Below are 15008 nucleotides of genomic sequence, written 5' to 3'. Positions count from 1 at the left end.
GCCGGCAGTCCATGCTGCCGGCATTTTCCGCTAAATTCATGTGACACGGGGCAGATGATGACGTTTCCGAATATCCCTCTGATAATGACGTTGCTCACCGTGGCCGCCGCATCCTCAGCGGCGGAAAACAGCCCCACCGGCGCGGCTCAGGCTAACAACCCGCTGGCCAACATGACCGCCTTTAATATGCAGAATTACTATATTGGCGACGTCAGTGGTACCGATAAGGATGCAAACCAGTTCTGGCTGCGTTATGCCCAGCCGTTTTCTCTGGGAGAGAGCAACTGGTTGCTGCGCGCGTCCCTGCCGTTAAACATCTATCCGTCGCCGCCGACGGGCGGACATCAGACCGGTCTGGGCGACCTCAACCTGTTTACCGCCTGGCTCATTGATACCGGCAATCCGGCCGTCAGCTTTGGATTCGGTCCACAAATTACCGCACCCACCGCCAGCCGGAACGCGCTGGGTTCTGAAAAGTGGTCAGCTGGCCTGGTCAATGTCCTGTTTAATGCCAGCTCACCGGTATTTCAGTTCGGCTATCTTGCTTCATGGCAGCACAGCTTTGCGGGAGACAACAGCCGTAATGATGTGAATGTGAGTGCCTTCCAGCCATTCCTGTTTTATCAGCTGGGTGGGGGCACCTATCTGCGCTCTGCGCCCATCTGGAATTATAACTTCCAGAATGACAGCTATGGCGTACCGCTCGGTCTGGGTGTGGGTCAGGTGATAAAGAGCGGCAAAACGGTTTACAACTTATTCGTGGAACCTCAGGGAAGCATCGCCGATCACGGACCGGGTCAGGCCCGGTGGCAGATTTTCTTTGGGCTCAACCTGCAGTTTCTGAACTGATAACCCCCACGTACATACCCCCTTATTCAGGACTGAAGGCAAAGCCGCAGGAGAAGAGATCATGCGTGCAACGTATAGCAGCATTATTCTGGTGATAGTGATGTCACTGCCAGCACTGGCGGCGGCGGCCGCGAGTGATGAACCTGAAAAGCTCGACGACGACCCGACCAAAGTGACGACGAAACTCGGCGTCTCATGGTCAGACACCTATGATATGGACGACAGCAACGTTTCCTTCTCCGGTTCGGTTGCGTTGGATAAGGCCCGTAAACTAAATGCACGCATTAACAGCGATGTCAGCGAATGGCGCATAGGTGGGTCATGGCTTTTTCCAGTGGGGATTGTGAATTTCAATTTTGGGAAAAATGAATACACCAATGGCGCAACACAGACAAACTACTCGGTAGGAACCTTTATTCCTCTCAGCGTCTTTGGCATTGCTCCGGCTGGATTTCAGATCTTCCCCATGGCGGGTTATACCTATAACACCGGGGAAATTAGAGGCTGTAAATCAGATGGCTCCTGTGTCGCACCTCAGTTTGCGGACTCCCTTTCACCTGAGTTTGGCTATGACACGATTACCACCTCAGGAAGTAGTGGCTATCTTGGCGTCTTTACCCTCAGACCGCTCTCACCCTCATTGACGATAATCGCATTTGCGGCAGGTTCATACGGTTCCAAAAACGACGATGGTGATAACTATGAAGGCTACTTTGGCGGTGCTGGATTAGGAGTCAAACTGACCGAACATCAGTCATTCAATCTGCTGACGTTTATCATGGACAACAATACGTACCTGGACAGCCCTGATAACCGGTTCGTGCTTTCTTACAGCTATCAGTTCAACTGATGCGTCTGCCTCAGTGCTAAGGCATCTCGCCTTGAGTCAAACTAGCTTTAAAATACTCAGGGGACATTACGGATAACTACATTGTGGAAGGCATCTCATACTTTCATGTAGTGGGAGGTGCTCATACCATTACCTCTTAATCTGCAAGCTAACATAAAGGCTGAATACAGATACGATCTGCTATGAGCGAGGAGATTTGTATCCGTGCAGTTATGAACCGTAACAGGCGAGTTCTCTCAGTCTCTTGATTACGGATTCAGGATCAGCAGACGCATACTCCAGTACGCTCAACCAGATGATTTTATCTTCGTCGAATCCCTGATGGTAAAACTGATACCGAAGACCGGGAGCGCAAACGAGAAGAGTGGGATTTCGTTCTGCCAGTAAATTAATATCTGACTCGGTGTCGTCAGCGAAAACTGTCCATCCAGGGGCTGACCTGTCAAGTTCATTCTGAAGGGCTGCGATATACTTTTCGGTAAGTTTGTAGGGGAAAAAACCTCCCTGTATAGGCGAACGACCTAACATAGGACTGGGGCGATGAATCATGTAAATGGCTTTGTTTGTCATAACACTCCCTGTTTGTGTCAGTAAATCAAACACTGACAGTTCTACGCTTCTTAAATATGTTCCTGCAACCGTAAATTGAGGATATTACTGCGCGTCGCTGTCATGCTGCCTGCCGGCGGTGGCTGACAGGCAGGCTGTGGATTTCTCAGATAGTGCCGGGATGCTGGATCATCCGAAATTACTGCCGGATACGCAAGGTCTCGGTGAACAGTATAGGGAGTCTGGAATCAGCTATATTTTTTCTTTTCCTTCCTTAATATCCTGTTGATGCGCGGCAGCCATTCCCGGAAATTGCTGGTCAGCGTGCGTGACTGGCGTTCAGTAGGCACCCGGCAAAGGAATAAGCGGCTCCGTGTAAAATGACAGTCTCCCGTTGCGTAAATTTCATACTGATTGTTATGCAATTCCCATTCAATGTGCATGAATGATGTGCCGGGCCAGCGGCTTAACCTTTCTTTAAATTCAACAGGTGTCATCGCGTTATCCTCTCCGGGTCGGCTGACTTAATTTCTCTGGTCTGAAAACTCAGATTAACGTACGTAACACAATGGAAAACCGGATGCCTCTATAACAGTGGTGTAAGGATATTATTAATAAGTTGTTCTGTTTGTGATAAGCAACCGAAAGGGCTGACCCTGACCTTTGCGAACCGGAGAGAAACGGCGCTATACATATTGACGCAGCCATGTCTGAATTGATCCGCAGATACTGCAAGAGACAACCGCAAAAGTGGCGGATTCGAACTGAACCAGTCAGGGAGTTGGTATCATGAGGGGAGTTGTTGTTGCTGTAATGTTGGCCGTAGGCGTTGTCTCTGTTCCTGCCCTTGCTGCACCGCCCGCGCCTGACGCTGACGCGGCCCTGAGCTTTATTAAACACATTAAGACCGCAGAGAAAACGGGTAAACGGATTTCTGAGACTGTCGGGATTAACTGTAAAGGAAGTGGAAAAATTGAATCCGTTACCGGGTATCTTATGGTAACGGCGGTCACGTATGTTGATGAGGGTACGGTTGCGACATTTGACCAGTTAACCCCTGAAAAGCACGCCTAAGAGATCCTCGCAATCCAGCCAGGCAAAGCCGGAAGCATTTATCTTTCTTTCCCCCATCCTGCTGGTGGCGGGGACGGTGGTGCCATTCAGATTTTACGTGACGGCAATGCGGTTTACGGTGAGGTCGGGAAAAATGGCGTTAAAAATATCGGATGCAGGGTGACCGCGCCCGGCAAGGTGGGTGATTTGCAGTAACAGACATCCTCACTGACCTTCAGACTGATAAGGAAATACCGTACACCGCAATCTTCAGATTGGAAACACCACAGGGTAGGGCCGTTACGGGCTTAGGCCGGCACGGTTTCCTGATACCGGGTTCGCAGTTGATGGTATTTGCGGATAGCAATCCGGAAGCCGTCACCATCTTTAGGGCGCTGGGTCGCAAAGCCCCTTAACCGCTTTGCAACCGGATAAACCCTGGCAGGCTTCCCCTGCTGGTGGAGCAGACGTTGCGCCTACGTCGACGCGGCCTGCCTCCACCTTCCTCTGGTTCAGCAGATAATTTTTTTAAAAACTGCAGGGGATTATCAGAGGTAAGGGATTCGAAAAAGGACTTTTCTTTTAAATACTCTGAAGCCAGCAATCATTCATTGCAGATGTCTCCGCATCGGTATTGAGTGAGTCAGCAATTTGAACGGCGCATTTTAGATGCGATGTTTTTTCCCACGAGATCATTTTGCGGAGTTTGTTTTCTTTATCCGGAATATCCCGGATAGCGATTTAGATACTTTTGTTCTTTTCATACCTTGTCTGATTCATTCATGCGCGGAAGCGCCATTGATTCGTTGTCGATGTCTGGCTTCCGTCAGCAATCGGGGCTGACCGCTGAGGATATTCGATTTGGTTTCGAAGAATATGCTCGCTAAACCGGTGGACCAGCGAACCAGGAAACGACCAGGAATATCAGCAGCACCGTACAGATAAGCCCGACATATAGTAGGAAGGCGTAGAACGCTAGCGTACTGCCACCAAACAGCATGGCACCACTGACACTCCATGCGCTCTCTTTACGAATACCACCGATAAAAGCACAGAGCAGCGCAATGATTGCCATTCCAATTCCGGCATTGTCGAGAAGGGCATCGATATCAGGCGTGGATCTTCTGTCAGTAACAGGGGGTACTTCGCCTCTCAGACCGGCAATAATGCCCGTTTTAACGGCAGAAACTTTGTGAGCAACAATGTGTTCAAGTGTCTGCGTTGGTGAGGTGAAAGGGCCTACTGTAAAATGAAAAACGCTGAGCATCAGGGCCACAGCGCCTAAAATCATGCCCGCTGAACTCCACTTGCTTTGCGATAGTGTATTCATCAAACCTCCCTGTTATTGCATTATGTTGTTCAGGAAAATATCAATCTTTGCGGGTAGATAACAACATCATCCACCTGGCACCTCTAAAATGAATATCAAAAATTAATGAATTGGAAAAATGCCTCTCATTTTATGTTGCCATAAACTATAGGTGCATCTTTAGAATCATCAGAGGTTCCTGAAGAATGTTGATGCGATATAGCGCTAGCGCATTATCGACACTTCCTGAGTCATCTCTCATTAAGAGAGAGAATAACGCATATATTACCGCCTTTTCAATCCATAAATAAAACTTAATGATTTCGGGGTGGGCTCAAAATTTTAGTAGTGAAGTGAAAATGCAATCAGGGTAAGATGAATTTTCAAAATATTTACACAGGTATTTTCAATGAAAAGGATCTCGTTGGCTTTGCTGTTTTTCCCTATCGCCTCATGGGCTGCGTGTTTTGGCTCTGACGCATATCAGACCTGCAATGATAACTCTGGCAATACTTACCACGTACAGCGTTTTGGCAATACAACCAATGTTCAGGGTAGCAATATGAGTACGGGCAATAACTGGAGCCAAAGTAGTACTTCATACGGTAATCAAACGGAAACTCACGGCACTGCTGCTAATGGCAACACCTGGAATAGTACGACAACCAGTTACGGCAATGGTAACTATTCGGTTCATGGCAGGGATACAAACGGAAATTACTTTTCAAAGAACTGCAATCGATTTGGCTGCAATTAACCTCTCTCTGAATATTAAAAAATAACTCTATAACAATTTATCACTCAAGGAACTGAAGATGAAAAAGCTTTTAAGCTCTGCTGTCATTGTTTTTATGGCTGTTGGGCTCTCGGGGTGTGCAATAAGTCTGCCATTCAATAATCGTCTCGCATATTCATCAATCACCGATATGAAATCGGTACAGATTCAGGGAGAGAAACCCAGACTTTCTATCACATGGAACCCAGCTGACTTCCCGCAACGAATTGATATTCAGGGTTCAGATGGCTTTGTTGGTGGTGGTTCTCGTACTCGAGTACCAACGGGTGTTGCTCTGTCATCACGCATTGAAGAGGCAATTTCTACCTATGCCGACCTGGTTCCAAATGGTAAGGACCTGACGATTACCATACTTGAGGCTCATTCTGGATTTGAGTACTCGGCAGGTATGTTCAATATCACTCCGGCCATAGATGTTGGTAAAGTTACGTTGAATGCATCATTTAACCTGAATGGTAAGACCTGGACCCAGCAATTCTCTTCGTATAAGAAAGATCCCACTATTGGTGGGACCTCTGCAACAGGCATCCTTGAGAGTGCATGGGATGATGTGGCAGTACAAGTTGCTAAAAGCGTAGCCTCGCACATTAACAATTAATCAGCACGCCCTGAACCAAAAAAGTCAAAAAGAACCAGTTATGTATGGTTCAGGGCATATTATTATCTGTTATGTTTGTTATCATCCTGCGGGACTGAAGATGATGGCCATGACCGGCAAAGCTATCTGGATATTACAGAATGAGTGATTTTAAAGCGTTATCTGGCTATGTATTAAAAGGGTTTTGGTGTGTGCTCGTTTTCACAGCAACACTGATAATTTGTGGTGGTGTACCGAATTTACTTTTTTACTTTGGGTTATTGGGATGTGCATTTCTGGCTGCATGGGCTTTCCTGTTTCACATGCTGGCATGCGCAATATGGGATCATGTTAAGAAAAAAGAGTGTTGATTTCCTCTCTAATGGAACTTTAGCCTGAATGTTTTCTTGATCGTCTGAATAGAAATACGAGGCTTGCTAAGGACATTTCCTGGCAGGCCTTTGAATCGTTTCTTTCTCTCTCGACTGCGCTGTTTTGAATAATAAACCTCTATATTTAGCTGCTAATGCGATCTCACCCTGCGGAATCTTATGGCGTTTGGCCAGGTTATTAATTCCAGTAAATTTCAATAAACATATGGGTATACATTTCCTGCATAGGTCAGGTGGCTCGGTCAATTTAGAATTTGTGTGAGTAATTTATTTGTCTGATTATAATCAATGGTTACCACTAAGTGTTATCAGATGATCCCCATAGACATATTTTTTTATTGAACTATCCCTTTAATTCCTCATTTTTTAAGAACATGGCGTTTTCGCACTTATACAATGACATCATGATTTAGGAACAGGACGTTTACTCATGCAATCTCTCGTTGAAATATATGACTTACAACAGCACGCAAAACGTAATTTAAGTCAAAGGAACTACCAAAACCTTGAGTTGCTGTTTGCACAGCTGAAGGGGCAAGATTTACATAAGGTTCTGCAGATTCAGTTCCTTTTTAACCCTCAGGTTGAAGATGCAAATGAGATTCTGAAACAACTTCATGCCTGGCAGCAGGAAATGCCGCAGAGTTATTATCCTTATGACTTCATTGCAGGTTTCTGGTACATGACCGCCGCCAATGAGCGTGGCATAAAAACCATAGATCGCGTTACTCCCGCGCAACGCATGCGATTGAGTATTGCCAACGACCAGTTCTTTTACTGGGCGCTTAAGGCACTCGAATTCAATCCTGAAAGTGTCGCGGCCTTTAATAAGTTATTAGAAGCGTCAGGTCGATTTGGTATGCCTGAATGGTTGGAGTTTTCCGTCAATCAGCCGATTAACTTCTCCTGCACCGATTACAATCCAGAAGCCAGGGATTATATATCTTCATTTGCCGGATATCGACTTCCAGAAGGGACGATCAACATAACCCTACCGGCCCCGACTGAAGAAGAAATGAGTTTCATTCCACTCTATTGGTTGAGGTCCATCCTGACAACCGTACCAGACCATATTGAGTCGAGAAAAACGGTCATCAGGTTTCTGTCGTCAAGATGGTATGGTGATGAAAAATATGAGAAAGTTAATCAATTTCTGGCAAGTGATTACTGCTCAGGTTTATCTGCGTTGCAGATGAAAACATTACAACGGGAGAAAGAATACGATCGACTAACAGCTTATAATACCCTGCCATCGATCAACTTACGAAAAGCATTGGAAAAGAGTGAGAAACAATTTGTCGAGTTCGTTAATGATCACCTCAGTGCTGAAGAAGACTCTCTGACCCGATTTGAATATATTGATTTTTGTTACCATGTTCTGACAACTATGCCTGCCGACCGCCAGGCCTCAAACGAGGCGATGGTGCGGAGTATTTATCAATCATTACATGATATTGTCAGACTCTCCTCACCCTGGATCATCTTTTACCGGGCAACTGAGGTCTTCAATTTACTCTTCTCCATGATGAAGATTTATGAGTTTGAAGATGAGTTGCAAGTCTTTGACGACCTCTCCAGGCAAACACGATATCGTAACCTGACATCTCAGGTTGAAGTTTTATATAATGCGCTAGCTGCGAACTTTCCGTTATCTGGTATTTTTCCTGAAGGTCAGACCGAAGGTAGTTCGATACGGGCTTCAGAGTGATGCCAGGAATTGAGAACGTCCTTGCAACGGATCGAAGACCTGGTGTGTGTGCGTTTGGTGGAAGTATGGCGCCTGGTGACACACTTGATGATGATACGGATATCTGTGAGTGCCCGCGTTGTGCCGGCGGTGCGTCTTATCGGTCCTGGGAGCGAGCAGAGGGCTCGATCAACACGTATTACAGAATCCATTGCGAGTGCGGTTATTACGAGGACAGTGGGGAAATCTGATCCGGTTACCAGGCAGGGGTAGCCCTGCCTGATTGCTGCCCTGGTGGCCCGTTGCCATCGCCACTGGCATGGTCGGGGCTGTGGCAGCCGTAACTACGCTGATTATTAAAGCCCTGGGCGCATAATCAATAACTTCTTCCGGTAGCATAACTCTCTGATATATTTCCTTATGGCCCGGACTGCTTCCCGGTGTTGCCGTCGGCGGTGCCCCTTCGTCTGGCGGTGGAATAGTGGCCGCCAGACTCTGCCAAATCGTAAAAGCGTTTTGGTCCTGTCGGCTGGGATCTGATGGCAACGTCCAGGTCAACTTCCGTATTTACCCCTCAAGGCCATTACGAAAGCCCCTCATTGCTTAATGCAGACTGGCATCGTTCTCTCCCTCACTACAAGGGTCGCAGCAAGCTGCTTTCGGCCAGATTTTTTCAAAGAGCCTAAAAAATCAGTCCTCTTCCCTTGCAGCCGGTCGTTCCGCTGCCCGGGCGTCTGCGCAATGAGGGGCGTTTCGCAACCGGTCCAGACCGGAAGAGGAACGCCGGAATAAGCCGCAAGGCAAAATCCTGGAGGAATAAGGACGTGAAGACATTTACCGTGAATGCACCCTATGGTGTGACCATTATTACCCTGAGTAATGGGTATGAAGCTGTTTTTTTACATGGTCAGCGACTGGTGTGGGCTGAATTCACCCGGAGTGATGACATATTAACTGATCTCGGTAAACGGCTGGCTGAGGTGCTGGGCCTGCCGTTGCAGGTATTCTCATACAACGTCCCTGAGAACGTTGAATGGCAATGGAGTGATTTTATCGAACCACTCGGATGGGGCAAAACAGTCACTTTACCGGACTGGAGTGTCCTGACCTGTCTGGAGTGCAGTACTGCTCATATCACCAGAGAAGACAATGACATTCTCTGCTATCTCAGCGAGGTATATGGAGACAATGAATGGATTCTGGCGACCGGGTTTGGGTATTTAATCAGGCTGGATGCCGTATCGTTCCCTATTCTGCGGTTGAAAAGCGAAGGGCTCTCCCGGCAGGCACGAAAACTGATTCATACCTGCCATAAAAAGGGCAGGGTCAGTATGATCTATTTTTCATCCCTGGGTGACGAGCTGGAGTTTTTCGAAACCTTCACATGGTAAGCGTTGTTAATTCCCCGGCCCACCGATGGTGGGCCTTTTGCTGCCCGATCTTCATATCAGCGCTATATCAGGATTAACAACAGCAGCCATTGATGCGGTTAGTATCAAGGTAAGCTCTTGCGGAAGAAACTTAAAACAAATAACGCTACCAATACAGATATAACCAGCTTGATTATAAGAACCGTAAAGTCGAAATTATTCATTCCTTCTTCGCCATCTCCCTGAATAATATTCAGGTGATCAACCAGAGAGCCAATTACGCTATCTGGTATCAGTAAAACACCTGCAATCAGAATCGCGAAAAAAATAATTATCTTCATCTTACATCACACTTTGAAAAATCCGGGACACCACGAACATCAATCCGACCATAAGCCATCAACCCATTTCCACCCGGGACGCGTACTTTAGGCCTGCTCAGCAGTGTACGCCTCAGAACCTGAAATTCATTTGCCCGGTACAGGGTTATGCATCCCCATGACACACCAGAACCATCAGTATTAAGATGATGCAGTCTGAAACTTCCGCGACGCGCCCCATTAACGAAGACGTGGTCACTCATTGTGTGGCTGTTGTACAGCGCAAACCACTCTGAATGGTGATTTCTGTATAAATGGGCCATATCAATGGCTTCTGCCCTTAACTGGTTGAAGAGGCTTCCCTGAGGCCGGTCTACTATCCAGTATGTCCCGGGCGGGATGGCGGCTTTTTCATGATCAGAGCAGTCTGGATTATTTATGTATTTTTCAATACCGGACAGAACATCAAAATACCCTACGCCATAACACATCAACTTCAGTGTCCTCCCATCCGGGGATAACCTCCCATAGTCCATCATGCAGATCTGCATCAGTGAAACTCCTGTAATTGTCATGAGGTCGTAATCGACAGCATTCATTGCTGCTTAACGATGACAGATTTTCCGGCTTGTTCAACGCAAACAATATCTTACACAACAGACAATCTTATGGCCGTCAATTATCCGGTTTTCCTCTTTCGGGCGTACTTTCTCAGAACATTCCGAACGGTCTGATGCTGCCACGAAAGAGCTCCGCTCCTGGTATAAAAGTACAGGGCAACATGATCTGTTTGTCTGTCCGACTCTCACCGCAATCTTACCACCAGGCTTGCAGCAGGCTGACGCCTGCGCCGCCCCATTAGGGAAACGGGCGTTGCCCGTTTTAACTTCCCGTTCTCTCCTTTAGTTTCCGGAAGTCATCACGGACTGCCTCTGCCGTGAAAGACGCTAACCCGGTCCGGGATACTCACAAGGGTAAAGGCTGCGCCTGCTGTCTTCACCCGTTCGCACTCCCTCCCTGTGGTCGTTCGCTTGCGCTGCGGCTTTGTCAGCACCCTTGTGTTCATCCCTGATGGACCGGGTCTGGTCATTTTCACGGCAGCGGCCTTCCGCGATGGCAACACACCATCAAAAGGACAACGCCAGAAGAAAGTCATTTAAAAACCACTCAGGAGAGTCAATATGGCCCGTTTAGCCTCTGTTTTTCGTTCTGCCACCGGAATCCGTCAGGAACGCGCGCTGACCAATGATGAGTTGATGCGCTACGTACCGAGTATTTTCTCGGAAGATAAACATCAGTCGCGCAGTGAGCGTTACACCTGTATTCCCACCATCACCCTGCTGAATAACTTACGCCATGAAGGCTTTCAGCCATTCTTTGCCTGTCAGACGCGCGTGCGTAATGCGGATAAGCGTGAGCATACAAAACATATGTTGCGCCTGCGCCGTGAAGGCCAGATCACGGGCAGCGAAGTTCCGGAAATTATCCTCCTTAACAGCCACGACGGGAGCAGCAGCTATCAGATGATCCCCGGCATGTTTCGGTTCGTCTGCATGAATGGCATGGTGTGCGGCAAGACATTCGGGGAGGTTCGTGTGCCACACAAAGGTGATGTCGTCAGCAGGGTTATCGAGGGCGCTTATGAAGTGCTGGGTATTTTTGACGGCATCCGCGATTCCAGTGAGCAGATGAAAAACATCGCACTGAACCCGGAGGAACAGCGGATTTTCGCTGAGACGGCCCTTAACTGGAAATATGACGACAGGGGGGAGAGAAAACATATCCCGCTGAATCCGGATGATGTGCTGTCGATTCGTCGTGAAGAGGATCGGCCAAATGATCTCTGGACGACTTACCAGCGTGTGCAGGAAAACCTGACGAAGGGCGGATTATGGGGAAGAACGGCGAAAGGAAAATCGCAGCGCACGCGACCGGTGACGGGGATTGATGGTGATATAAAACTGAATCGGGCGCTGTGGGAGATGGCTGAGAAAATGAAAGATATCAAATCCTGATCCCTGCCGGGCGGGGGGCACATCACCGCCCGACACTGACCACGATTAGGCCTGCTGTGATGTCTGACTTGATCCTGGTTTGTTGTTTCTGCGGGTAGCCGTTGCGCGTTCACACTGGTCTGTATTCCGGCATGGTCCAGACCGGGCCACCTGGATTGTAACGGTCAACATCGGGCGGCTGGCAGAAGAATTAAGCCCGAAAGATGCAGACAGGAACGTGGTTCCTGAAACACGGGTTGAGCCATCACGTCTGTCCCGGTTAATTCCGGAACTCGCCTGGTTTGGCCTTATCGAAATGCCGGAGCTTGAATGGGATCCGATCGAGAAATACTGGATGCCCCGTCATATCAGACTCACGGACCGCTTCTGGCAACTGTGCGGCGTGAATATGGATAAGCTGCTTGCGCAACGCAATGCCCGGATCGAGACAGAAGGGGAGTGCAAAGCTGAGGCTGGCACATCAATGTCTGTACGTGAAGTGCGTCATCAATGGTATGAACGCGCGCGGATTAACACGCTTCGTCATCGACATATCCGATCCGTACGCGGCAAGCGCAGAAAACGGTTGGCGCCCTTGCGTATTGATGAGCGTCGACAGGCGATATCGTCATGGCTGATCAGGACGCTGCCAAACCATTAGTTGTTCAATATGGACAGTGACAGTTTTAACCGGCTGGTCTGGCAGAACCTCAATCTTCTTGGACTCGGATGTGAACGCACACCTGAACCCACCCACTGATTTTTAAACATGACTTTACCACCTCCGCTGGCGATAAAATCGTAGTTATCTGGTCAGGCCGATGGCTTTTAAAACGTTCGAAGGACGAATTTCGATACACACGCCGGGTGCTGAATGCATCAACATCGGGTTATACACATTTATCTGCAAACGACGAAATCACGATAGCGGCATTCGTTGATGTTGCTACTGGCAATACATTCCTGACTTTCAGTCAGATGAAAGAATCTAAAAAGAATTAGAAGATGTTCAGCAGCATTACGGAGGAGAGGGGGTTATCAAGTTCACGGTAATACTATATTTTTGTGGTATTCATGTGTACCTGGTAGATGTCTTCCGCTTATGTTTACATGAATATTATGCTTGTGTGGTATTCGCGAGGACTTATTGATGGACAAAATGAGAGCCGTTGAGCGCTTAAACGCATTCGATAAGAAAGGGCGTTATGTCTTCACCACTCGCGATTTGGCCAAAATTTTCCATGAAGACAGTCCCAAGGCATTGAATGCCGGTTTAAATCGCCTGGTGAAAGGGGGGGCCTGTCGCGTGCTGAGTTCATTGCTACTGGAACTTGAAGGGGAGGGTAAAGGGAATACATTTCAGATGTAAGAAATTGGCTCTCTGCATGATGTGATTTGGGCGGGATAACAGAAGGCCAAATACAGATGATAAGAGAAGACAGGGGAGGAACTCGTATAATAAATTCCAGTAACAGTATACTCTTACTTTGAGGTTAGTTACAACAAACATAAACACCATAACATATGACAGGAACACTTCTGCAACCACTATGCCCCTCTCCACCAAAAATCGTGCAAACCTCTGACATGAGAGCGCATGAACCTCCTGAGAAGCGGCACGCCCGGGCCGTAGGCCCGTTATGTTATTGCATTGAAAATGTATGATGTAACTATAATCTGAAGCTGGCTGCGCGTCTTGTAGCTGTACGACCTGAGTAACACGCCCGTATGCGGCCCTGTCGGCCCGCTTACGCGGAGATACGTCCCTGCGGCGGCATTCTGCCTTGCCGGGCCAACTCCGTCGGCGCACAATAATTACTGTGCGCTTTTAGTCCGTATGGCTTAGCAGTCTGCTGTCCCGAAAATATGGCCTTTGTGCCTCAAATGCTGTAACCCACACTCAAAAACGCCAGGAACAGGACTGCATATCTCAGCCTTTCAGGTCAGCGTATACAAATGGGCCAGGAATAAGGGCTAAGGCAGGATATAAAAACCACAGACACTTTTAATGTCATTAACAATGATGAATTGCATAAATAAATAAAAGGATAGTGTTATGAAAAAATTGATTATCACAGCACTTATGCTTGCAGCAGCAGGTGCTGCTCACGCCAGGGGCTATAGCTATCATATACCGTCCACTGGCTCATACCATTCGTCTGCCTCGGGTCACTATGGAACAGGAAGCAGCGCCTGGCACGATCACGTCAGTAGCTATACACGCAGCAACGGAAATCATGTGTCTTCATACATGCGGACACATAAAGACAATACTCAATATGATAACTTCAGTGCTAAAGGAAATTACAATCCCTATACGGGTAAACGGGGCACGAAAACACCGCGCTATTGAATCACAGCAGAAAAAGGAATATCTGAAGAATAAATTAAGACGATGATGAAGTTTTGCGTTTTAGAGATGAATGGATGTGGGCACTTAGCCCACATCACATCGAAAGACTATTTAGATGAGGAAATCATCCAGAGATTTACCGCTATCGATTGCCGCTTTGATCACCGCCGGAGTGCGGCCCTGACCGGTCCAGTGTTTTTCCTGGCCGTCTTCGTCAGTATATTTATATTTAGCCGGACGGGGGGCACGTTTTGCACGCGGTTTACCTGCTCCCTGCAAAGCACCCAGCAATTCAGTGGGATCAATACCATCTTCCAGAAGCAGCTCGCGATATTTAGCGAGTTTTTCTGCTTTCTCACGCTCGGCGGCTTCTTCTGCATGACTTTCTTCACGACGTTCAGCTACCACAACACTGAACTTCTCAAGCATTTCCTCAAGATCAGCTAATGCCAGTTCGCGAGCCTGTGCGCGCAGTGTGCGGATGTTATTTAAAGCCTTAAGTGACTCACTCATGTAAATCTCCAGGATCTGGGTCGTTAAATTCAGAAAAGAATTAGCTTTATGTTTTAGAATTAAGCCTGTCATTAAGTATATTGATAATGAACAATTCAGATGGATTTGACCCTATATATCCAGACGCCTTTTCTCTCTTACGGTTGTGATAACTTTCTGCGTATATATTCCCGCGGCGAGCGATATCCCAGCGCGCTGTGCGGGTGATGTTCGTTGTAATGACTGAACGCCTCCGCCAGGTTCATCACCGCTACCTGGCTGTCCGGTTTTGGCATCACACTGATGTAATCCCGCTTTATCGTTTTCACGAAGCTTTCTGCTATGCCATTGCTTTCCGGGCTACGAACTGCGGTCGTACATGGCTCAAGCCCCAGCATCCGGGCGAACGCCCGCGTT

General features: G+C 47.8%; 18 protein-coding genes. 12 read left to right on the top strand and 6 right to left on the bottom strand.

Annotated elements, in window-relative coordinates:
* Positions 1–84: 84 nt before the first annotated feature.
* Positions 85–849 (top strand): hypothetical protein, encoded by a 765-nt coding sequence (locus CTZ24_RS24095; protein WP_208727066.1) that lies wholly within the window; start codon positions 85–87, stop codon positions 847–849.
* A 61-nt stretch (positions 850–910) separates the two neighbouring features.
* Positions 911–1699 carry a hypothetical protein gene (locus CTZ24_RS24090; RefSeq protein ID WP_208726981.1) on the top strand — a complete coding sequence of 263 codons (789 nt, stop codon included), beginning with the start codon at positions 911–913 and terminating at the stop codon, positions 1697–1699.
* A gap of 797 nt (positions 1700–2496) precedes the next feature.
* Here the strand turns inward: CTZ24_RS24090 and CTZ24_RS24085 are convergent.
* Entirely contained in the window at positions 2497–2745 is a 249-nt protein-coding gene (locus tag CTZ24_RS24085) for a hypothetical protein (protein ID WP_208726980.1), read from the bottom strand.
* A 292-nt stretch (positions 2746–3037) separates the two neighbouring features.
* Between CTZ24_RS24085 and CTZ24_RS24080 the strand changes: the two genes are divergently transcribed.
* Entirely contained in the window at positions 3038–3322 is a 285-nt protein-coding gene (locus tag CTZ24_RS24080) for a hypothetical protein (protein WP_208726979.1), read from the top strand.
* Between the two features lie 862 nt (positions 3323–4184).
* Here the strand turns inward: CTZ24_RS24080 and yidI are convergent.
* Entirely contained in the window at positions 4185–4631 is a 447-nt protein-coding gene (gene yidI, locus CTZ24_RS24075) for an inner membrane protein YidI (RefSeq protein WP_208726978.1), read from the bottom strand.
* Positions 4632–5019: 388 nt separating this feature from the next.
* On the opposite strand from yidI, the gene CTZ24_RS24070 reads away from it, so the two are divergent.
* The 5 genes from CTZ24_RS24070 (at position 5020) to CTZ24_RS24050 (ending at position 9453) form a co-directional block, all read left to right on the top strand.
* Positions 5020–5367 (top strand): hypothetical protein, encoded by a 348-nt coding sequence (locus CTZ24_RS24070; RefSeq protein WP_208726977.1) that lies wholly within the window; start codon positions 5020–5022, stop codon positions 5365–5367.
* A gap of 58 nt (positions 5368–5425) precedes the next feature.
* Positions 5426–6004 (top strand): hypothetical protein, encoded by a 579-nt coding sequence (locus CTZ24_RS24065; RefSeq protein ID WP_208726976.1) that lies wholly within the window; start codon positions 5426–5428, stop codon positions 6002–6004.
* 140 nt (positions 6005–6144) lie between these two features.
* Complete coding sequence (locus CTZ24_RS24060) at positions 6145–6354, top strand: hypothetical protein (protein WP_208726975.1); 210 nt, start codon at positions 6145–6147, stop codon at positions 6352–6354.
* A 451-nt stretch (positions 6355–6805) separates the two neighbouring features.
* Complete coding sequence (locus CTZ24_RS24055) at positions 6806–8083, top strand: DUF4034 domain-containing protein (protein WP_244634100.1); 1278 nt, start codon at positions 6806–6808, stop codon at positions 8081–8083.
* Between the two features lie 803 nt (positions 8084–8886).
* Positions 8887–9453, top strand: a complete 567-nt coding sequence (locus CTZ24_RS24050; RefSeq protein ID WP_208726974.1) for a DUF5983 family protein — start codon at positions 8887–8889, stop codon at positions 9451–9453.
* A 104-nt stretch (positions 9454–9557) separates the two neighbouring features.
* Here the strand turns inward: CTZ24_RS24050 and CTZ24_RS24045 are convergent, their stop codons facing one another.
* The gene (locus CTZ24_RS24045) at positions 9558–9773 is read right to left on the bottom strand and encodes a hypothetical protein (RefSeq protein ID WP_208727109.1); all 216 of its coding nucleotides are present in this window, start codon (positions 9771–9773) and stop codon (positions 9558–9560) included.
* Positions 9770–10303 (bottom strand): DUF2778 domain-containing protein, encoded by a 534-nt coding sequence (locus tag CTZ24_RS24040; protein ID WP_208727065.1) that lies wholly within the window; start codon positions 10301–10303, stop codon positions 9770–9772. The genes CTZ24_RS24045 and CTZ24_RS24040 overlap by 4 nt, the downstream gene beginning before the upstream one ends.
* Positions 10304–10933: 630 nt before the next feature.
* Between CTZ24_RS24040 and CTZ24_RS24035 the strand changes: the two genes are divergently transcribed.
* From CTZ24_RS24035 to CTZ24_RS24020, 4 genes are all read left to right on the top strand, one after another.
* Entirely contained in the window at positions 10934–11767 is an 834-nt protein-coding gene (locus CTZ24_RS24035; RefSeq protein ID WP_208726973.1) for a DUF932 domain-containing protein, read from the top strand.
* A 79-nt stretch (positions 11768–11846) separates the two neighbouring features.
* A complete protein-coding gene (gene repA, locus CTZ24_RS24030; protein WP_244634099.1) occupies positions 11847–12407 on the top strand; it encodes a plasmid replication initiator RepA in 561 nt (186 codons plus the stop codon).
* Between the two features lie 489 nt (positions 12408–12896).
* On the top strand, positions 12897–13115 hold the full coding sequence (locus CTZ24_RS24025) for a hypothetical protein (RefSeq protein WP_208727108.1): 219 nt from the start codon (positions 12897–12899) through the stop codon (positions 13113–13115).
* A gap of 687 nt (positions 13116–13802) precedes the next feature.
* Positions 13803–14099 (top strand): hypothetical protein, encoded by a 297-nt coding sequence (locus tag CTZ24_RS24020; RefSeq protein WP_208726972.1) that lies wholly within the window; start codon positions 13803–13805, stop codon positions 14097–14099.
* Positions 14100–14210: 111 nt separating this feature from the next.
* Here the strand turns inward: CTZ24_RS24020 and CTZ24_RS24015 are convergent, their stop codons facing one another.
* Both CTZ24_RS24015 and CTZ24_RS24010 read right to left on the bottom strand, forming a co-directional pair.
* Positions 14211–14612 (bottom strand): H-NS family histone-like protein, encoded by a 402-nt coding sequence (locus CTZ24_RS24015; RefSeq protein ID WP_208726971.1) that lies wholly within the window; start codon positions 14610–14612, stop codon positions 14211–14213.
* Between the two features lie 137 nt (positions 14613–14749).
* On the bottom strand, positions 14750–15008 hold a 259-nt coding region (locus CTZ24_RS24010), incomplete at its 5' end, for an integrase core domain-containing protein (protein WP_208724453.1).

Source organism: Pantoea phytobeneficialis (genome assembly GCF_009728735.1).
Classification (GTDB): domain Bacteria; phylum Pseudomonadota; class Gammaproteobacteria; order Enterobacterales; family Enterobacteriaceae; genus Pantoea; species Pantoea phytobeneficialis.
Note: the sequence above shows the minus strand (reverse complement) of the source record. Positions and strands in the feature narration are given on the sequence as shown.